We start from the raw sequence: 21,166 nt of genomic DNA, 5'->3' as shown, positions 1-21,166 counted from the left end.
ATAAAAAAGCCTGGTATTAATAAATAATACCAGGCTGCGGGTTTAATTAATTAGCGAAATGTTTTTCTGAAATTCAACATAAAGCCTTTATCGCTGATGTTGTCCTCTTTCCACTGGTAAGCGTCCAGATTCAGGCTGGCGTCTTTGGCGCTGTATTTCACACCGACCGTCGCCAGGCCGTTGATGCCTCCGCCTTTTTGGTCGTCGTCTACGCCAAAGGACTGGCCTGCGGCACCTTGCAGTGACGCAGTACGCTGGCTCTTGCTGTAGCTCAGGTTCGGACCGCCTTCCAGCGTGGCGCTGGCGCTCCAGCCATTTTCACCGGTATAGTCGAACTTCATTCCGACAATGGAATCCACAGCGGTTTCGCTGCCAGCGTTCATCGACAGGTTGAAATCACCCGCACTACGCTCTTTATAGCTGCCTTCCAGCGTATGACGGAATTTTACCCCGGCGTACGGCGTGACTTTCAACGTATCGTTGAGCATGGTGAAGGTTTTCGCCCCTTCGCTGCGGAACTCAAGATACTGCTGACGTGCGTTGGAATCCGCCACCTTGTTGGTGTCGCCATAAGAGACAGAACGGCTGCTGTCGAGGTTGTGTACGTCATAACGCAGGCTGTTCTTCCACGCCAGACCTTCATCAAACGCCATGCTGTGCTTCAGACCAAAGAACTGGCTGTAGCCGCCGGTCAGGCCATTGTCGCCCGCGGTCTTCGAACCGTCACCGTCCAGGCGCGCGATACCATACTCCAGCGTCAGATTCTGGCTGGCGGTGAGATCCAACGACTGACGTAATGCCAGCATGTCGTACTGGGTATCGTTGCCCAACTCAGCGCGCGGGTCGCCTTTCGCTACGACGTTGAACGCCAGGCCATCTTTAATTTGCGGCGCGGCATCGGCCAGCATGGTAAAGCGGTTGCTTAGCACGCGGGCTTCACGGAATGCGGTGATTGCCTGACTGCCGCTCACCTGCTTAAGCGCGTTGTTCAGTTCAGCGGTGGAGCCAACGTTGAGGCTGGTGTACAGCTCGTTGTTGGTGTAACCGGCGTCGAGCGCCTGCGCCACGTCACTGACGGAACTATCGGTCGCCACATCGGCATAGGCGTTTTTGGTCATGGTGACGTCAACGTTGCCGCTGGCATCGGTGCTGCCCTGTGCATTCCACACCACGGAGGTGGACTGAATGGCACCTGCGTCGGACAGGTTGCTGCCCTCGACCACGTTGTCAAAGCTGACGGTGGTGTCGGCAGTACCTGCGGTAAAACCGGTGTTAATCTCCACGCCGTTCATGCTGGCATTGCTGACCATCAACTTACCGGCGCTGCCATCAGCGCTGGTTCCGACCACATAGCCCGACAGGTTGTTGGTGGCCGATGAATCTGCACTGTCGCTGGTGGTAACGGTTGTCGTGCCATCGGTAATAGCAGGTTCCGTGGGGGCCGTGAAGTCAACATAATGCACTTCCGTACCATCACCGTTTTCGCCGCTGCCTTCAATGGTTTTACCATCCTGCTTGATAAAGCCGGAGCCAGTCACGTTGTCATCAATGTAGACCGTGCCGTTGTTGACGATATGGCCGTTACTGCCCAACAGGCTGAAGGCGTAGGAGTTGCTGGCGTAAATATTGATGGTGCCGTTATTTTCGATCACCGCATCGGATTTGGCATCTGATTCCAGTTGCATCCCGACCATGCCGGTTTGCGTGGTGCCTACTGTACCTACATTGATAGTGCCATTATTGACCATCTTCGCGCTGCCGTGCGCGGACATCGCCACATTGTTAGTTTTATCAATGTTGATGGTGCCGTCGTTAATGGCTTTACTGCCGCCATTATTTTTCGAGGTAGTGACCTGCCCGTTAATGACGCCAGTGCTGCCGTTGTACAGCGTGTGCCCGCTCCCGCCGGTGGCGATATCGGCATCGCTGTTCACTGTCCCCCAGTTATTGAAGGCACCGGACCACAGGGCGTTATCTGCCAGCGTCATCACGCCGCCTTCAAGATTATTGAGCGTACCGTTTTTATCGACGGTGCCGTTATTAATGACACCCGCGTTATTGACGGTTGCGGCAGCGGTAAATTTGAGTTTATCGACTTCGCCGCCAGCGTTGTTGTTCAGTACCGCACCACCCGATGCGCCGGTCCAGTCCGTCACGATGCCGGTATTGTTCATGGTGCTGGACCATTGCTCAACCGTGTTCATGGACCCGCTGTTGTTGATAATGGAACCTGCGACGGTGGTGCCGGTTTTCCCGGTCACGGTGCCTGTATTGTTGAAGATACCGCCGTCAACGGAGACTGCCGCTGTTGTACCTTCGTTGGTATAGGTGCCGCCTGTTGCAATACTGACGCTGCTGATGCTGCCGGTGTCGGCATTGGTTAAATCGCCGTAATTTTTAACGATGACCTTGCCGCCGCTGACGGTGCCCGCGTTGCTAATGTGTACGGTTTCCGTTGCTATCGGATTGGTAATGATGGTTTCGCCGGTAAGCGTTTCGCCTGCGGCGGTAATGACATCGCCATCAGCAAAAGTAAGGGAAACGTTGCTGTCGGTTGGGTTGTAGTCGTCGCTGCCCTGGCAGTTGCTGTCATAACAGACCGTACCGTAGTTAACCACGGTACTTTTGCTGTCAGTCAGGAAAGGCTTGCCGTAATTGGCATCAATATTGATGGTCCCTGTGGTGTCGTTAATCACGATGCCACCATTCAGCGCCGCCATGCCCACCAGTTGGTTATCATCGGTTTTGGTGACGCCTGCATCGGCGGTCAGGTTAATAGTGCCCTGGTTAATGGCTGTGCCGCCGTTAAGTGCCATCATACCGAAGCCCGCATTATTGACGGTAATGGTGCCTGTATTGGTGGCGGTTGCATCGCCATAACCACCGTCGGTGGTGCCTGCCACCATTGCCGAGCTGGTCAGATAGAATTGTGATGGTGACCAGTAGCTTTTGCTGGCGACGGTATTATCGTCGTTCAGCGTCGGGACGAAGCCGTCCAGGTAAATATCTCCGGCATTGAGGGCCGTCCCTTTACTGGCGGATACGCCATAGACCCCCGCCCCCTGGAGATTTATTGTGGCGCCTGCCTCGTTGCTCACTTCGCCGTAGTTTTCCGCCAGCATGGCGTACAGCGTATTGCTGTACCAAATCAGCGGGAAGGTTCCTATTCCTCCATCGCTGCCAGGGGTTAGTGACGATACCAGCGTGATTGATCCTCCCGCTGCGTTGCTAACTATCGATCCTTGATCGGTAGCCGCAGTGATTGCATTACGGTTGTCATGACCGCTTGTGGCATAGGCGCTAATATCGCCACTGTTTTTTGCCTGTGCGCCGCTGCGGGCGAATAATAGGGCGACAGCGCCGTCATCAACGATGGCTCCCTGATTATCGATCGATGAACCCTGGCCTTTTGCGGTTAATATTGCGTTGTAGGTGTAATGCTCACTGGGCAAAACTGTTTCTGTGATTTTAATTACAGAGTTTTGGTCTAACGTTAAGCTGCCGCCGTTTTGTACATTGGCCAGTGTCACTGAGCCGCCGGGGAGGGTGGTGATATTCAATGTGGACTCACCGCTTAATGTGACACTGCTAGCTCCGTCTATATTTATGCCTGTAACAGACGATACTTCGCCATCGCCATTTTCGGCGTAGTTGATATCAATACCGCCCATCAGATTGACGGTATTGCCATCACCTTTGACCGTGAGGCCGTATGTATCCAGCCACTGTCCACTTACCGTGCTCACATCGCTAACATTGATGTTAAGCGAGCCGGTTAGATCCACCTGATTGTTCGTGCCGCTGACGGTGATTCCCTGGAGGGTATCGCTGTTGCTGGCCATCTGGCTATCTGCGTCATAGTCACCGCTGATTGTGACGTTGCCGGTAATATTCAGCGTATTGTTATCACCCGCCATATCGAGGCCCTGTGCACCACGGTATAGGCCGTTGCTGTCCTCGACAGCGGTCACATTGATATCACCATCCAGCGTCGCCTGTGACGAGTCGCCACTCATTTTTGCGCCAGTACCATTCAGGCTGACGTCGATATTCCCTTTATTATTAAAGACATTTCTTTCACCATCGATCACAAAACCCACGGAGTTTGCATCGCGCACGGTCGCGTTGCCGGTGTTTTTGATTTCGTTACCCGACCCGTCAGTGACGATACCCGTCGCGCCGTTGGTGACTAGTATGTCACCTGCCTGAGTCAGGCTATTATTATTTCCATCAATGACTGCAGCGATCGAGCCCGCGCCATCCACGGTGATATCACCCGTATTCGCGATTCGGGAATTATCGCCCGCAATGACGGTACCCGTTGCGCCCTGCGCAATGGTTTGATCTCCTTCGCCAATAACCAGCGCCTTATTACCTGCAATGTACAGTCCGGTAGACCCCGCGCCGGATACCGTTGAGTCGCCGGTGTTATCAATCACCGCACCATCACCGGTCATTTTGGCTCCGGTCGCGCCGTCGGTAACGTTTAGTTCGCCATCGTTAGTAATGCGCGTTTTGTCGCCGGTGATGCTGATACCGATAGAGCCTGCGCCGCTGACATCGGTGGTGCCGATATTATCGAAGGTGGCGCTGTTGCCGTTAATCAGGATGCCCGTTGCGCCGCCGGAAATATCCTGCTTCCCTTCGCTGTTAATGGTTGCGTTGTCGCCGTCAATAAATAGCCCGGTAGAACCTGCGCCGCTGGCGGTGGTATCGCCTTTATTGTCGATGAGGACATCATCACCGGTAATCTTTGCCCCGGTAGCGCCGTCGGCCACATAGAGTTCACCATCGTTGATAACGTGCGAGTTGTCGCCATTGACGATGGAGCCGGTTGAACCTTGACCGCTGATGTTAGAGGTGCCGGTATTCGCCACCGTGGTTTCGTTGCCATCGATCACCATGCCGGTGCCGCCACCTGTGACGTCAATGCCACCGGAAATGCGGGTGGTGGTGCCGTTACCTGAAATCAGCGCGCCGGTTGCGCCGTCGACGGTGCTTTGTCCTGAAATCGTATTGGTGGTGTTGTCACCGGTAATGACGATGCCGACCGCACCATCGCTGACGGAGGAATCACCGCTTAACGCGTTGCTTGTCCGATCGCCGGAGATGATGACGCCAGTTTTACCTTCACCACGGGTATCAACCCCGCGATCGGCAGTATTTGAAGCGTCATCGCCAGCGACGACGGTTGTCTGGTCATCGGCAACGATCAGGTATCCCTGGTTGTCATATTTCCAGTACAGGCCGCTTCCTTGTACCGTACCTTCAATGACGGCGGCATTCTCATCGGTCACTTTCCAGTCGGAAACCAGCAGCGTTTTACCGTCTTGTAATGCGATCTGCCACCGATCGTCCTGTTCGACGTAATTCCATACGGCGCCGCCGAGGTCCGTGCCGCTATCCAGCTTGATACCGTCAAATGTCAGTGTGTTCAGGCCTTTATCGATGGTGACGCCGTTACTGAAGGTAATAACAGAGGTATCATCAGGAGGTGTAGGTGTTACATCGCCGCCATCGTCATCGGGAGGCGTGGGGGTTACATCGCCGCCATCGTCGTCGGGAGGCGTGGGGGTTACATCGCCGCCATCGTCATCGGGAGGCGTGGGCGTTACATCGCCGCTATCGTCATCGGGAGGCGTGGGCGTTACATCGCCGCTATCGTCGTCAGGAGGTGTGGGCGTTACATCGCCATTATCTGATGGGGTTGCCGGAGTATCATTATGGTGGGAATGGCCGCCGCCATTGTTATCGATACCTATCGCTACACCAGCTGTTAGCGCAGCGACACCACCTGCGACCCATCCCCAGTGATTGTCTTGTTCTGTATAATCTGCCAGGCAGCGTGCGGAGAGTTTGTTACGTTCGGCTTTTGATAATACGGATATATCAGTAGGGCAATCATTGTCATCGTCGCTACTATCTGCGGCTATCGCCGGGAGATAGTAAGTTTGCAACGCAAGAGCAATACCCACAGCAATGAGTTTTTTCCTTTGCATAATCGACATCCTTAAATAAATACGCACAAAATATGCCATTGAAGGCATAAATTTATTTCGAGGTAATTTATTATTTTGCCACTGAATGACCGTGCTTCGTCAAATTACTCAATGGTCATGTATTATTTAGGATGTGAATTAGATTTATGGGTTGTACGGATATAAATAGGGTATTTTACGTGTTTTTTATAAATTAGAGCGCAGATTCATTTTGTTGGTGAATGAGTTTAGTCTTTCTTAATTCAGGTTTGAGAATAAATCATGAATAATAAACGAGAAAATAAATGCCCTGAGAGTCAGGGCATTTATTTGCATTCAATTAATGGTTTGAGAACCAGTTCAGCTTATCGCGAAGGCCTACCACACGACCAACAATAATTAACGCTGGGCTTTCAACCTGTTGCGCCAACTCTCCTAGCTGAGTCAGCTCGCCATTGACGACACGCTGTTTCACGGAGGTACCGTTTTCTACCAGGGCGACGGGCATATCGGGCTGCATGCCAAATTCGATCAATTTTTCCTGAATCGTGGCCGCCTGGTTCAGCCCCATGTAGAACACCAGCGTTTGTTTCTCTGCTGCCAGGTTTTCCCAGTCCAGCTCACCGCCGGTTTTCAGGTGTCCGGTAACCAGACGCACGCTCTGAGCGTAATCACGATGGGTCAGTGGAATGCCGGAATAGGCAGAACAACCGGAGGCTGCGGTAATACCCGGCACTACAGAGAATGGGATACCGGCATGGCACAGCGTTTCCAGCTCTTCGCCACCGCGGCCAAAGATGAACGGGTCACCACCTTTCAGTCGAACCACGCGCTTGCCCTGTTGTGCTTCACACAGCAGGATCTGGTTAATCTCTTCCTGCGGTACGCAGTGATAGCCCGCACGTTTACCGACGAACACTCGGTCTGCATCGCGGCGTACAAGGTTCATGATGTCGTCGGAAACCAGACGGTCATAGACCACGACATCCGCTTGCTGGATCTGCTGTAGCCCTTTCAGCGTCAGCAGGCCGGCATCGCCAGGACCGGCGCCAACCAGCACCACTTCACCACGGTGATCCAGCGGTTCGCTGAGCATTTGCTCAGTGGTTTCCTCGACGGCTTTCAGGTCATTGTTCGCCAACGACTGCGCCAGGCGGTCATTCACGAACAATTTTTCCCAGAAGCGGCGACGTTCACCCATGCTGGCAAACTGTTGCTTCACTCGGGAGCGCAACTTGCCGGCATACTGCGCGACCTGGCCCAGATGCTGAGGCAGTACGGATTCAAGCCTTTCACGCAGCAGACGGGCCAGCACTGGCGATGTCCCGCCGGAGGAGACCGCCACCATCAGCGGTGAGCGGTCGATAATGGAGGGCATGATAAAACTGGCTGCTTTTGGCGCATCGACCACGTTGCAGAAGATACGACGTGATTCTGCGGCGGTGCTGACGCTTTGGTTGACGGTATCGTCATCGGTGGCGGCAATAGCCAACCAGCAGGTGTCGAGCAGGGACTCATCGAACGGCCCCTCAACCAGCGTCAGCATGTTTTCATCTGCCCATACTTTGAACTGCGGAATAAACGCCAGCGCATTAACCGTTAAACGAGCGCCCGCTTCCAGCAGTAACCGCGCTTTGCGTTCTGCGACATCACCACCGCCGACGATCAAGCAGTCGCGGTCACGTAGTTGACAAAATATAGGCAAATGATCCACGACATTACCCCTTAATTATTGGCAGCAGCCTCTGGCTGATTGATTTTTGCCGGAGCCGGACGCTCCGATTTTGGCGTAGCATACCAATAACCCAATCCCATGAATACGACACCGGACAAAGTATTACCGAGTGTCACCCACAACAGGTTATGACCAATTCCTGACAGGGTATAGGCTTCGCTATGGTGGCCGAACCAGGAGAGGGCAAACAGCGTCATGTTGGCAACGGAGTGCTCGTAGCCGGAAGCGATAAACGCCAGCAGACACCACCAAATAGCGAGGAATTTTGCTGCGCCTTCGGTACGGATTGCCATCCAGATTGCCAGACAAACCAACCAGTTACACAGTGCGCCTTTAAAGAACAAAACCATTGCAGGCGCGGTCGTTTTCGCCAGAGCAACCGAATGGACGATGCTGGTATCGACCGGCAGCAGGCTACCGCCACCCCAGCTGTAAAGCAGAGCGACAAACACGGAACCGACCAGGTTACCCAGCCAGGTTTTTGGCAGGATAGCCCACATCTGACCGTGGCTGATGGTGCCTGCTTTGACGCCGAGCGTCAGAAACATGGTGTGGCCGGTAAACAGTTCCGAACCGGCAATAATGACCAGCGTTAAGGCGATACCAAAGGTTGCACCCATCACCAGAGGACGAACGGACGGGTCGAGCAGATTACCGAGGGTGAAAATAAGAATGATGCCGAGACCCACATAGGCTCCCGCCATTGCTGAACTGATCCAGAATCCAAGCGGGTTATTAGCCGACAGGCGTGCGATGCGCGCAGCGTTAGCCGCACACTTATTAATAGTGTCTGTGAACATGTGTTGATTATCCTTGAAGTACAAACAATAAAAAGAAATCGTAACCGTAGGCCGGATAAGGCATTTATGCCGCCATCCGGCAATGTGCCTGTGCAATTGCCTGATGGCGCTACGCTTATCAGGCCTACCAATAAAAGACCTACAAATACGTCAAAAAAGGGGAGGCGTTGCGCCTCCCAAAATTTATTAACCGCGCAGTTGCACCGTGCCGTCTTTCACTCGCGCTTCGTAATGTTTCACGGAGAACTGTTCGTCTTCCATGCACAGACCGTCGCTTAAACGAAAACGCTGTTTTTTCAGCGGGCTGGCAACCCACAATTCGCCCTGATGTTCAGCAATCAGCCCACGAGAAAGCACGCTGGACTCAAAGAACGGGTCGATGTTGCTGATCGCAAACACCTGATCGCTGTGATACGGGCGGAAAATCGCAACCTGCTCGTTACCTAACAGGGCGCAGACGCCTGTTGCAGGCAGAATGTCATCGATTTTGCAGATGTTTTTCCACTGGCTCATGCGTTTTCCTCCACCAGAGTCACCGGGATACGCTCATAAGGCGTGGCCGGACGATGTTGTTCACGTTCAGGCACAACCTGGACATTCGGATCGCGTTTTTCGCTGTTGATAAAGTGTTTGAAGCGAACCTGCGCGGATGGGGTGTTAACGGTTTCTGTCCACTCACACACCACAGCTTCACGCAGACGGGCCATCTCTTCTTCAAGATGCTGGTTCAGGCCCAACTTGTCGTCGATGATGACGGACTTCAGATACTCGATACCGCCTTCCAGATTGTCTAACCACGGTGCGGTACGGGTCAGTTTGTCGGCAGTACGGATGTAGAACATCATGAAACGGTCAAGGTACTTGAGCAGCGTTTCGCGATCGATATCCGCTGCCAGCAGGTCTGCATGACGAGGTTTCATCCCGCCGTTACCGCAAACGTACAGGTTCCAGCCTTTCTCAGTGGCGATGATACCCACGTCTTTACCCTGAGCTTCCGCACATTCACGGGTACAGCCGGAGACGCCGAATTTCATTTTGTGCGGGGTACGAATGCCTTTGTAGCGATTTTCCAGCTCCACGCCGAAGCCCACGCTATCGCCGACGCCGTAACGGCACCAGGTGCTGCCTACGCAGGTTTTTGCCATACGCAGCGCTTTGGCATACGCGTGACCGGTTTCAAAACCGGCTTCAATCAGCTGACGCCAGATTTCCGGCAGGTCATCTTTCTGCGCGCCGAACAGGCCGATACGCTGAGAACCGGTAATTTTGGTGTACAGGTTAAATTCACGCGCGATACGGCCCACAGCTACCAGGCCTTCAGGGGTAATTTCGCCACCCGCAGAGCGCGGGATCACGGAATAAGTACCGTCTTTCTGGATGTTCGCCAGGAAGTTGTCGTTGGTGTCCTGCAACGGCGTGTGCTGCGGTTTGAGGATGTACTCATTCCAGCAGGAAGCCAGCAGGGAACCTACGGTAGGTTTACACACTTCGCAGCCGTAACCTTTCCCGTGTTTTGCCAGCAGCTCTTCGAAGGTTTTGATGCCTTCTACGCGGATGAGATGGAACAGTTCCTGACGTGAGTACGGGAAGTGTTCACACAGGTTGTTGTTAACTTCGATACCCTGTTTCGCCAGTTCGGCGTTCAGGACCTGCGTTACCAGCGGGATACACCCGCCGCAGCCGGTACCGGCTTTGGTTTCCGCTTTCAGCGCCGCAACGGTATGGCAGCCCTTGTTGATAGCGGCAACCAGCATGCCTTTGGTGACGTCAAAACAGGAGCAAATCTGCGCGCTGTCCGGCAGTTTATCGACACCGATAGACGGCTTACCGCTGCCTGCGTGTGCTGGCAGAATCAGTGAATCCGGGTTTTCCGGCAGTTCGATGGCGTTCAGCACCAGTTGCAGCAGATTGCCGTAATCGCTGGTGTCGCCCACCAGAACCGCGCCGAGCAGGGTTTTGTTATCTTCGCTAACGATCAGGCGTTTGTAGACTTCTTTACTTTCGTCGAGATAGACGTAGCTACGGGCGCCCGGCGTGCGCGCATGCGCGTCGCCAATACCGCCGACGTCAACGCCGAGCAGCTTCAGCTTGGCGCTCAGGTCCGCGCCTTCAAAGGCGTTTTCAGTTTCGAGAATATGGTCAACGGCAACCTGCGCCATTTTATAGCCTGGAGCGACCAGACCATACACGCGGTTGTTCCAGCTGGCGCATTCGCCGATGGCATAGATGTCCGGGTCAGATGTCTGGCAAGTGTCGTTAATGACGATCCCGCCGCGTGGCGCGACGTCCAGGCCGCACTGGGTGGCCAGTTTGTCGCGTGGACGAATACCGGTAGAGAAGACGATGAAATCGACTTCCAGTTCGCTACCGTCGGCAAAACGCATGGTTTTGCGCGCTTCGGTGCCTTCCTGAACGATCTCTTTGGTGTTTTTGCTGGTGTGCACACGCACGCCCATGCTTTCAATTTTGCGACGTAACTGCTCGCCACCCATATGATCCAGCTGTTCAGCCATCAGCATTGGGGCGAATTCAATCACGTGGGTTTCAACGCCGAGGCTTTTCAGCGCACCGGCGGCTTCCAGGCCCAGTAGACCACCGCCGACAACAGCACCGCGTTTGCTGCGGCGCGCGCAAGACTCAATCGCGTTGAGGTCTTCGATGGTGCGGTAAACGAAGCAGTCCTGGGTTTCCGAACCTTTAATCGGTGGGATCCACGGGTAAGAGCCTGTCGCCATGATCAGCTTATCGTAGTAAACCGTACGACCTGCGCTGGAGTGGATTACCTTCTCCTGGCGGTTAATGGTAATTGCGCGCTCGCCCACTAACACCTTAACGCCGTGCTTCTCGTAGAATCCTTCACGCACCAGAGAAAGCTCTTCGGCGGTGTGGTGGGAGAAGTAGGAAGACAGGTGTACGCGGTCGTACGCTTTGCGGGGTTCTTCACAGAAGACGGTAATATCAAAATTGGCAGCGTCGGATTTATCAAGAAGATCCTCAATAAAGCGATGGCCGACCATACCATTACCGATAATAGCGAGTCTGACTTTGCTCATTTTTGCCTCGATTTCTTTTCTATTACTGCCTACCTTAACGATTCAGCAACCGCGCTTATTGATGCAAATCAAATTCGCCCTTATATACTCCTTAAGAGGTATATAGCTGATTTGTCAGCATTTTTATAAGTGACGGAATTATTTGGGTTTTCGTGTTTGTATAAATAGCGTACAAATTAAGGGGTTTTTGTAAGAATTGGCCTACATGACCAGTGAAAGAAGAGGAGGGCGAGAATGTGCCGGATGATGTGGGTACCATCCGGCAGTGAGATTAATGCGTTGCTGGGGCGTTATGCTGGCGATGGCGCGTGACAAACCCAAGAATAAAGCACATCACGAATACAACCGCATACAAGCCGTTAGCTGTTTGCAATGCCGCCTGCGGGCCGCTGTGTGCCACGATAGGGCCGGTGACGACGAAAGTGAGCATGGTGCCGATGGTGCCGCAGGTCAGAACGAAGTTAACCAGTTTGGGTGAGGCGACCTTCGTCTGCTGGGAGCCAAGGGTAATGATGGTGGTATAAATCGCACTGGAGAAGAAGCCCAGCGTCATAATAAACCACGGCATATGCTCTGGCGTACCGGTGATAAACAGATACATCAGGACGGTAGCCAGACCCGCCAGTACGGTCAGGATGCGCTGCAAATCGAAGAAACGCAGAATAAAGCTAAATGCCCACATGCCAACCATGTAAGACATCCAGAAGTCGCTGACCAGTTTACCCGCATCGTTCAGGCTCATGCCCAGACTTTTGGCGTACTCCGGGACCCAGGAGATAAAACCCAGCTGACCAAGGATGTAGCACAGTGCAGCGATCGCCAGAAACAGCACGCCAATCCCCCATTTTTCTTTTACTACCGGCGCGTCTGACTGCTGAGCGTGTTTACCCAGTGCCGGGAATTCACAACCGAAGGTCAGCAGGAAAATGGCGACGTATACGAGGCCGATGCAGGCATAGACCCAATACCATTCGATGCTGCGCGCTAACAGGAACGCGGCAACCATTGGGAAAATCATACCGGCCATGCTGAAGAAGGAGTCAGTAAACAGCAGGCGGGAACCGCGCTGACGACCTTCGTACATTTGAGTTACCAGGAACGTACCAATCGACATGGTGATACCGCTTACCAGGCCCAATACAAACATGGCGGCGGAGAACAAGGCCAGGCTATGGCTGAACATCAGTCCGGCAACGGCCAGTACCATCAGGATAAAGCCGAAGCGCAACTGGGTTTTCAGTGGCACGATTTCCATTAACCATGCATTCAGAAAGATAGAGATCAGAATGCCGGCATTCAGGAAGGTGAAGGTGTTACTCATGCTGGAAACGGGCAAATGGAAGTAATCTGCGATGTTTCCCATCACCATCCCGGTGACAATTACCAACGCACCTGTCAGGGCGTAGGAGAGAAAGCTAATCCATGTGAGCTTGATGCGATTGCTGTTAGTCATGACTGGCCTGTATAGAAGTGTAAGGCGCATTGACTGCGCCGTGAGCGGGCAGATTTTAGGCGCTTTAGTGACGCATTTAAATATTTATCGGTAATAACTTGGTGCGTTACATTTTTCTATGTGATCTTGATCACATTGATACTTGCAGCCATGAGGTTACATTTGTTTCAGGTACGTAAAATTAAGTAAAGGGATGGCCTTGTCCTTGAAGGCTCTTTAGAATCAATTCACTTGCTTCATTTCTGCTCTTGTTAAGGAATTCTCATGCTCAAATCGACTCTGGCGGCTGTTGCAGCTGTTCTCGCTCTTTCTGCTCTCTCCCCCGCAGCACTGGCAGCAAAAGGTGATCCACATGTTCTGCTGACAACCTCTGCTGGTAACATTGAGCTGGAGCTGAACAGTCAGAAAGCCCCGGTTTCAGTGCAAAACTTTGTCGATTATGTCAACAGTGGTTTCTATAACAACACCACGTTCCACCGTGTGATCCCAGGCTTCATGGTGCAGGGCGGCGGTTTTACCGAGCAGATGCAGCAGAAGAAACCTAACCCGCCAATCAAGAATGAAGCCGATAACGGACTGCGTAACACTCGCGGCACGATTGCTATGGCGCGTACAGCGGATAAAGACAGCGCGACCAGCCAGTTCTTTATCAATATTGCAGATAACGCTTTCCTCGATCACGGCCAGCGTGACTTTGGCTACGCTGTTTTCGGTAAAGTTGTGAAAGGTATGGATGTCGCGGATAAGATCTCTCAGGTACAGACCCATGATGTCGGTCCATACCAGAATGTCCCGTCAAAACCGATTGTTATCCTTTCTGCTAAAGTCCTGCCGTAATCGTATCTTGCGCGGGTAGTTCTTGCCCGCGTTCACCCCTCTCTCTGCGTAACCCGAAATTGCTGCTTATACTTGTGGCAAGTGTCGGCTCATTCAGGGAGGTCACGTGAAAAAACTCACCGATAAACAAAAGTCCAGGCTGTGGGAACAACGGCGAAACGCCAATTTCCAGGCCAGCCGACGGCTGGAAGGCGTAGATATTCCACGGGTTACTCTGAGTGCTGAAGACGCCCTGGCGCGTCTTGAAGAGCTGAGGAGGCACTATGAGCGATAAATTCGGTGATGGTCGCGACCCGTATTTATATCCGGGCCTGAATGTCATGCGTAACCGTCTGGGGATTCATCAGGCGCAGCGTTTGGCGCAGGCGGCTTATGAACTGACAGCGCTGCGTGCGGCGACTATCGAATTGGGGCCGCTTAAACGGGGCTTACCGCACCTGTGCGCCATTCATCGCCAGCTGTATCGGGATATTTTTGACTGGGCGGGACACCTGCGTGAAGTCGATATTTACCAGGGCGATACTCGCTTTTGCCACTTCGCCTATATCGAGAAAGAGGGCAATGCGCTGATGCAGGACCTGGAAGATGAGTCCTGGCTGGTGGGATTACCGGAAGACAAGTTTGTCGATCGTCTTGCGCACTATTATTGCGAAATCAATGTGCTGCATCCGTTTCGCATCGGCAGTGGCCTGGCGCAGCGTATTTTCTTCGAACAGTTAGCGATTCATGCCGGGTATATGCTGAGCTGGGATGGCATTCCGGTTGAGGAGTGGAATCAGGCTAATCAGAGCGGGGCGATGGGTGACCTGTCTGCACTGCGGGCGATATTTCGTAAAGTGGTAAGCGAAGCCCCGGAAACTGAGTAGAATAGCGCGGTTCTTATGTACCGGAGCCGCCATGATCCTGCTTATTGATAACTATGATTCTTTTACCTGGAACCTGTACCAATACTTCTGCGAACTGGGCGCTGATGTCCTTGTCCGGCGCAACGACGAGCTGACGCTGGCGCAAATCGACGCGCTGACCCCGCAAAAAATCGTGATTTCCCCTGGGCCATGCACACCGGATGACGCCGGTATCTCACTGGATGTTATTCGTCATTTCGCCGGTAAGCTTCCCTTGTTGGGTGTTTGTCTTGGCCACCAGGCGATGGCGCAGGCCTTTGGCGCGAGCGTAGTTCGGGCGGCTAAAGTGATGCACGGTAAAACCTCGCCGATTACCCATACCGGGCAGGGTGTTTTTCAGGGACTCGCAAACCCATTAACGGTGACGCGCTACCACTCTCTGGTGGTTGCCCCTGAGACGCTTCCCGAGTGCTTTGAGGTAACAGCCTGGAGTGAAACGCAGGAGATTATGGGCATTCGTCACCGCGAGTGGGATATGGAAGGGGTACAGTTTCACCCGGAGAGTATTCTCAGCGAACAGGGGCATCAGCTGCTGGCTAATTTTCTCAATCGCTGATTTGTAGTTGCTATTCAGTGATTTTTTATTCATATTTTGTGATTATAATTTCACTGGCGTTTCTGCTTAACAGGGTGGTAATGACATGGCAACTGAACAAACTGCAATTACGCGCGCGACATTCGATGAAGTGATTCTGCCGATTTATGCACCGGCTGAGTTTATCCCGGTAAAAGGAAAAGGGAGTCGAGTGTGGGATCAACAGGGCAAAGAGTATGTTGATTTCGCGGGCGGCATTGCAGTGACCGCGTTAGGGCATTGCCATCCGGCATTGGTTGAGGCGTTAAAAACCCAGGGTGAAACCCTGTGGCATACCAGCAACGTTTTTACCAACGAACCGGCGTTGCGCTTAGGCCGTAAAATCATTGATGCGACCTTTGCCGAGCGCGTGCTGTTCATGAACTCCGGTACTGAAGCCAACGAAACCGCCTTTAAGCTGGCGCGCCACTATGCCTGCGTGCGTCATAGCCCGTTCAAAACCAAAATCATTGCCTTCCATAATGCGTTTCACGGCCGTTCGCTGTTTACCGTATCCGTTGGTGGGCAGCCGAAATACTCCGACGGCTTTGGGCCAAAACCGGCGGATATCATCCATGTCCCGTTTAACGATCTGCATGCGGTCAAAGCGGTGATGGACGATCATACCTGCGCGGTGGTGGTTGAGCCTATTCAGGGAGAGGGCGGCGTCACTGCGGCAACGCCGGAATTCCTGCAAGGTTTGCGTGAACTTTGTGACCAGCACCAGGCGCTGTTGGTATTTGATGAAGTGCAGAGCGGGATGGGGCGTACCGGCGATTTGTTTGCCTATATGCACTACGGCGTGACGCCGGATATCCTCACCAGCGCGAAGGCGCTCGGTGGCGGCTTCCCGGTAAGCGCGGTGTTGACCACTCAGGAGATTGCCTCCGCGTTCCACGTGGGTTCGCACGGCTCCACCTACGGCGGTAACCCGCTGGCCTGCGCGGTAGCGGGGGCAGCGTTTGATATCATCAACACGCCGGAGGTGCTGGGAGGCATTCAGGCCCGGCGTCAGGCGTTTGTCCAGCATTTGCACAAGATTGATCAACAGTTCGACATTTTCAGCGATATTCGCGGGATGGGGCTGCTGATTGGCGCCGAGCTGAAGCCGCAGTTTAAAGGCCGGGCGCGCGATTTCCTCTATGCCGCCGCACACGAAGGGGTGATGGTGCTGAACGCCGGGCCGGACGTGATGCGTTTCGCGCCGTCGCTGGTGGTGGAGCAGGCGGATATCGATGAAGGGATGCAGCGTTTCGCGCAGGCGGTAGCGAAGGTGGTGGGCTGATTGCCGGATGGCGGCGCGCGCGCCTTATCCGGCCTACAGGGTAAGGTGTGATTCGTTGGCCGGATAAGCGTAGCGCATCCGGCAAATCTCTTAACCCTTCATGTCCCGTAGTCGGCGGCTCAGCCAGATCCCGTGGTGCGGTCGCTGACGCCATGCTACCGACGAAATGGTATGCATGGTGTTCAGATGCCCAAGAACCCGCTGCAGATGCTGCTCAAGGGTGCTTAACGGACCATGGGACAGCATCTCTGGCGCTTCGAGAATATTCACATCTCCCGAGCTTCCCGGCCCATCATATTCCAGCCGCTGCTGACAGCGCTGGAGTGCAATTTCACAGGACTCCAGATACCGCTGCGCCAAATCCGGCGTCAGCATCGTATGTTCCCTTGCCAGCGTGGTCATCGCGTTGATGTGTTCAACGATGAACTGGCTGTGCGTGACCCACAGTTTCATATCTGCAAGGTAGTGCGAGTTAAATCCTGGCTCCTGCATTGCCTGGTTCAGCGAGTTGAACAGCGTGTTTTGCGTCTGGTTGACGCGCATGCGTTGATACGCCAGCGGCGTGGCCTGTGGATCGTTGCTGAGGATCAGACGAATGGCCTCCTGGTCGGCTTCTAGCGCATCGTGGGCGTTCTTACGCAGCAGACCGCTCTGCCACTGTGGCCACAGCCAGAGCGTGCCGCCAAAGGCGATTAAGCAGCCAATCACCGTATCGACAAACCGCGGCACGATAAACTCTTCCCCGTTCAGCGTCAGCAGTTGCAGGGTGTATACCGCCGTTACCGTAAAACCGACGGTAGCCCAGCCGTAGTTTTTACGGATGATCAGATAACTCACCAGAGTGATCAGCAGCATGGCCGCCAGCGTGAAACCTTCGGGAATATGAAAGTGCAACGTGACGCCGGCAATAACCAGTCCAACGAGCGTACCTACGGAACGGTGTAAGATGCGCACCCGGGTCGCCCCGTAGCCATTTTGCGTAACAAACAGGACTGTCATCAAAATCCAGTAAGGCTTTGGCAGGTGTAAGGCGCTGCCCATCAGGCTGGCGATACTCAACATAACGCTGATGCGTCCGGCATTGCGCAGCGCTGGGGATTTCAACGACAGGTAGTTTTTCAGGGCAGGGATCAGCGGCAACCGACGCTGCTTGTCAGCCATTAAGTCACGGGCATACAGCGGGCGCTGGGTCCGTAGCACGCGGGCAATACGGCTGAAGTGCCAGTAGCAAAATTGCCCCACCGGATTGTCCGGATGCTGCCTGGCGATTTTCTCCAGCGTGCCAATCTGCTTTTCCATCGAGAAACGGGTCGGCAAGCGGTGATACAAAATATCATCGGCCAGTACCCGAAGGCGTTCGGCGACGGTTCGCGCGTTCCAGCGAATTACCTGCTCCGCGTGGCTACGCTCAACCAGTTTTTGCACTTCTTCTGGCTGGTGGAGGCTAACGGAAATATGCTCCTGTAAATCCAGCGCCTCCTGGAAAGCACGCAGCAGGCGTTTGTATTCGTTGTTGTGATGTGCCGACAGCATATGCATTTGCTGATAGCACTGGGTAATCAGATCCACCGCCTTTTGTTGGCGAACCAGCAAGGGAGGCAGCGCTTTTTCTGGGTCGGCATGCTGGGTCAGCATGCTGTACTTGGCTTCACAGTAATCGGCTAATTCACGGTACAGCAAGCTAAGCGATTCGCGGAGCGGTTGCTCGCGCCACATCCAGAACCAGAACCAGTTGAACAGGCCGTACCATAACGTGCCCAGCGCGTAGATCAGCAGTGGCTCCCAGACGGGCATATTCCCGGCCAGGCTGAGCGTGAAAATCGCCGCGATAAGCGAGGCTGGCAGTAATCGCGCATGCAAGGGGCTTAGCTCGGCGGTTACGCCAAGAATCAGCGTCAGGCCGGTGAGGATCAATGGTAGCGGTATAGTTTGCGCAAGCAGTAGCTGCATGATCAAACTGCACCCGGCAAACAGCGATGCACCAATGACTAAGCGTTTGAAAAAGCGCTTGTGCGGGGTATCAAGACCGGCAATGTTGCAGCAGGCAGGGACGAGGGAAAAGAGAAGCCCCAAATGAAGCTGACCGATGATCAGACCAACAGCCACAGGTAAACATAGCACCAGCGTTTGTCGTAGTGCGTAGTTGATCTCTGGGTGGTATATCAGTCTTCGCCACATCGGAGTAAACAAAAGTGGCGCATTACTGGGTAACGCGCCACTTCGATGGGGTTAACGCGTGCCGTAGACGACGATGGTCTTACCGTGTGCGGAGATCAGGTTCTGATCTTCCAGCATCTTCAGAATACGACCGACGGTCTCACGGGAGCAGCCAACGATCTGGCCGATTTCCTGACGGGTGATTTTAATCTGCATGCCGTCCGGGTGGGTCATCGCATCAGGCTGTTTCGCCAGATTCAGCAGAGTCTGCGCGATACGACCGGTTACGTCGAGGAAGGCAAGGTTGCCCACTTTTTCAGACGTGACCTGCAGACGACGAGCCATCTGAGAAGACAGGCGCATCAGAATATCCGGGTTGACCTGGATTAATTGGCGAAATTTTTTGTAGGAAATTTCAGCGACTTCACATGCGGTTTTGGCACGTACCCAGGCGCTACGTTCCTGACCTTCTTCGAAGAGGCCTAATTCACCAATAAAATCGCCCTGATTCAGATAAGAAAGGATCATTTCTTTCCCTTCTTCATCTTTGATCAGCACTGCCACGGAGCCTTTAACGATGTAATACAACGTTTCCGCTTTTTCACCCTGGTGAATCAGCGTGCTCTTCGATGGGTACTTATGAATATGGCAATGAGACAAGAACCATTCGAGAGTCGGGTCTGTTTGCGGTTTGCCAAGCACCATGCGCGGTTATCCTCTGTTATAAGCTGTCTCCAGAGCCAGAAAACGACGCTGCCTCTGGGTTTGCAAAAATATGCTTCCCGCTACCTGGGAAAGGGGCTGTCAAAAATATACTGCAGCCTGTAATGTGATGTCCTCTGCATACATGCAGTACGTCAATGTATTACTGTAGCATCCCGTCTGTTTTAGCATAGCTTTCGCCGTGTGTCTCCTGGTGTCTCGCTTCAGCATGACGCAGGTCGCCTTCCGTTGCGAGAATTGTTATGTGCGCGTAATCTGTCAGGAAAATTGAAACATTGGAGTTACGAAATATGCAAGCGCGTGTAAAGTGGGTTGAGGGGTTAACCTTCCTCGGTGAGTCCGCCTCTGGCCACCAAATTTTGATGGACGGTAACTCCGGTGATAAAGCGCCGAGCCCGATGGAAATGGTATTAATGGCTGCTGGCGGTTGTAGCGCAATTGATGTGGTATCGATCCTGCAAAAGGGTCGTCAGGATGTGACCAACTGCGAAGTGAAGCTGACTTCAGAGCGTCGTGATGAAGCGCCGCGCCTGTTTACCCACATCAACCTGCATTTCATCGTAACGGGTAACGATCTGAAAGATGCGTCTGTCTCCCGCGCCGTCGATCTTTCAGCGGAAAAATACTGCTCCGTGGCGTTGATGCTGGAAAAGGCTGTGAATATTACCCATTCCTATGAAGTGGTTGCTGCTGCGTGATGCCATGCCTGATGGCGTTACACTTATCAGGCCTACAGGATATAAACGCGTAGGCCGGATAAGGCATCAACCGCCATCCGGCAAAAGACCACATCACTCGATCTTCTTACCTTCCATCAGTCGCTGTACCAGCGGCAGCATAATCAATTCCATCGCCAGACCCATCTTGCCGCCAGGTACGACTAACGTATTGATATGGGAAATGAATGAGCCCTGCAGCATGGCCAGTAACCAGGGATAATCGATCCCTTCCAGGTTACGAAAATGAATCACGACAAAGCTTTCATCCAGTGATGGAATGCTCTTAGCGGCAAAGGGGTTGGAGGTATCGACGGTCGGTACGCGCTGGAAGTTAATATGCGTCCGGGAAAACTGCGGTGTGATGTAATTGATGTAATCGTCCATTGAACGTACCACCGAGTCCATCACCGCTTCACGCGAATGTCCACGCTCGCTGGTATCGCGGGTCAGCTTCTGGATCCATTCCAGGTTTACGATAGGTACCACGCCAACCAGCAGATCGACATGCCGGGCCACGTTTTGCTGCGGGGTGACAACACCGCCGTGCAGCCCTTCGTAGAACAGTACATCCGTCGGTTCAGGCAGCGGCTGCCAGGGCGTGAATGTCCCCGGAACCTGGTTCCATGGTACGGCCTCATCGTAAGTGTGCAGATATTTTCGCGACTGGCCTTTGCCCGTCTGACCGTATTCGATGAAGGTTTGTTCCAGCAAGCCGAAGTCATTAGCTTCGGGGCCAAAATAGCTGATATGCCGCCCGGCATCGCGCGCTTTGCGAATCGCCATGTCCATTTCCGGACGGGTATAGCGATGAAAACTGTCACCTTCCACCTCGGCGGCGCGCAGATTTAACTGCGCGAAAATTTTACGAAACGCGAGGCTGGTGGTGGTGGTCCCCGCGCCGCTGGATCCTGTTACCGCAATCACCGGATGTTTGGCAGACATAACAA

At 53.6% G+C, this 21,166-nt stretch carries 15 protein-coding genes; 6 read left to right on the top strand and 9 right to left on the bottom strand.

Translation table 11 applies throughout. The annotated features are described in order from the left end of the window. Positions 1-50: 50 nt before the first annotated feature. The 6 genes from OGY17_RS03435 to tsgA all read right to left on the bottom strand — a co-directional run bounded on the left by OGY17_RS03435 (position 51) and on the right by tsgA (position 13,019). Positions 51-5,999 carry a pectate lyase-fold domain-containing protein gene (locus OGY17_RS03435; RefSeq protein WP_286606397.1) on the bottom strand — a complete coding sequence of 1,983 codons (5,949 nt, stop codon included), beginning with the start codon at positions 5,997-5,999 and terminating at the stop codon, positions 51-53. A gap of 319 nt (positions 6,000-6,318) precedes the next feature. Continuing rightward, positions 6,319-7,692, bottom strand: coding sequence for a siroheme synthase CysG (gene cysG / locus OGY17_RS03430; RefSeq protein ID WP_286606396.1), 1,374 nt, complete (start codon positions 7,690-7,692; stop codon positions 6,319-6,321). An 11-nt stretch (positions 7,693-7,703) separates the two neighbouring features. After that, complete coding sequence (gene nirC / locus OGY17_RS03425; protein ID WP_008786308.1) at positions 7,704-8,513, bottom strand: nitrite transporter NirC; 810 nt, start codon at positions 8,511-8,513, stop codon at positions 7,704-7,706. Positions 8,514-8,699: 186 nt separating this feature from the next. After that, complete coding sequence (gene nirD, locus OGY17_RS03420) at positions 8,700-9,026, bottom strand: nitrite reductase small subunit NirD (RefSeq protein ID WP_003023590.1); 327 nt, start codon at positions 9,024-9,026, stop codon at positions 8,700-8,702. Next, a complete protein-coding gene (gene nirB, locus OGY17_RS03415) occupies positions 9,023-11,566 on the bottom strand; it encodes an NADPH-nitrite reductase large subunit (protein WP_008786307.1) in 2,544 nt (847 codons plus the stop codon). Before nirB ends, nirD begins: the two co-directional genes overlap by 4 nt. A 271-nt stretch (positions 11,567-11,837) precedes the next feature. Further along, positions 11,838-13,019: an MFS transporter TsgA gene (gene tsgA, locus OGY17_RS03410; RefSeq protein WP_032945197.1), complete on the bottom strand. Its 1,182-nt coding sequence runs from the start codon at positions 13,017-13,019 to the stop codon at positions 11,838-11,840. 264 nt (positions 13,020-13,283) lie between these two features. On the opposite strand from tsgA, the gene ppiA reads away from it, so the two are divergent. The 5 genes from ppiA (at position 13,284) to argD (ending at position 16,620) form a co-directional block, all read left to right on the top strand. After that, a complete protein-coding gene (gene ppiA / locus OGY17_RS03405; RefSeq protein WP_003023595.1) occupies positions 13,284-13,856 on the top strand; it encodes a peptidylprolyl isomerase A in 573 nt (190 codons plus the stop codon). A 106-nt stretch (positions 13,857-13,962) separates the two neighbouring features. Beyond that, positions 13,963-14,130, top strand: a complete 168-nt coding sequence (gene ficA / locus OGY17_RS03400; RefSeq protein ID WP_003827708.1) for a FicA/YhfG family antitoxin — start codon at positions 13,963-13,965, stop codon at positions 14,128-14,130. Beyond that, complete coding sequence (locus tag OGY17_RS03395; RefSeq protein ID WP_005121664.1) at positions 14,120-14,722, top strand: putative adenosine monophosphate-protein transferase Fic; 603 nt, start codon at positions 14,120-14,122, stop codon at positions 14,720-14,722. The genes ficA and OGY17_RS03395 overlap by 11 nt, the downstream gene beginning before the upstream one ends. 31 nt (positions 14,723-14,753) lie before the next feature. Then, the gene (gene pabA / locus OGY17_RS03390) at positions 14,754-15,317 is read left to right on the top strand and encodes an aminodeoxychorismate synthase component 2 (protein ID WP_153752109.1); all 564 of its coding nucleotides are present in this window, start codon (positions 14,754-14,756) and stop codon (positions 15,315-15,317) included. An 85-nt stretch (positions 15,318-15,402) separates the two neighbouring features. After that, positions 15,403-16,620 carry a bifunctional acetylornithine/succinyldiaminopimelate transaminase gene (gene argD / locus OGY17_RS03385; RefSeq protein WP_032945195.1) on the top strand — a complete coding sequence of 406 codons (1,218 nt, stop codon included), beginning with the start codon at positions 15,403-15,405 and terminating at the stop codon, positions 16,618-16,620. A gap of 90 nt (positions 16,621-16,710) precedes the next feature. On the opposite strand, the gene OGY17_RS03380 is transcribed toward argD, so the two are convergent. Together OGY17_RS03380 and crp are read right to left on the bottom strand one after the other, a co-directional pair. Continuing rightward, entirely contained in the window at positions 16,711-18,798 is a 2,088-nt protein-coding gene (locus OGY17_RS03380; RefSeq protein WP_008786302.1) for a YccS/YhfK family putative transporter, read from the bottom strand. A 51-nt stretch (positions 18,799-18,849) separates the two neighbouring features. After that, positions 18,850-19,482 carry a cAMP-activated global transcriptional regulator CRP gene (crp, locus tag OGY17_RS03375; protein ID WP_000242758.1) on the bottom strand — a complete coding sequence of 211 codons (633 nt, stop codon included), beginning with the start codon at positions 19,480-19,482 and terminating at the stop codon, positions 18,850-18,852. Between the two features lie 308 nt (positions 19,483-19,790). Here crp and OGY17_RS03370 point away from each other — a divergent pair, with 308 nt between their 5' ends. Next, complete coding sequence (locus tag OGY17_RS03370) at positions 19,791-20,198, top strand: OsmC family protein (RefSeq protein WP_003827750.1); 408 nt, start codon at positions 19,791-19,793, stop codon at positions 20,196-20,198. Between the two features lie 93 nt (positions 20,199-20,291). On the opposite strand, the gene OGY17_RS03365 is transcribed toward OGY17_RS03370, so the two are convergent. After that, positions 20,292-21,161: a phosphoribulokinase gene (locus OGY17_RS03365; protein WP_008786301.1), complete on the bottom strand. Its 870-nt coding sequence runs from the start codon at positions 21,159-21,161 to the stop codon at positions 20,292-20,294. Between the last annotated feature and the right edge of the window lie 5 nt (positions 21,162-21,166).

Source organism: Citrobacter sp. Cpo126, assembly GCF_030332445.1.
Classification (GTDB): Bacteria; Pseudomonadota; Gammaproteobacteria; order Enterobacterales; family Enterobacteriaceae; genus Citrobacter; species Citrobacter portucalensis.
Note: the sequence above shows the minus strand (reverse complement) of the source record. Positions and strands in the feature narration are given on the sequence as shown.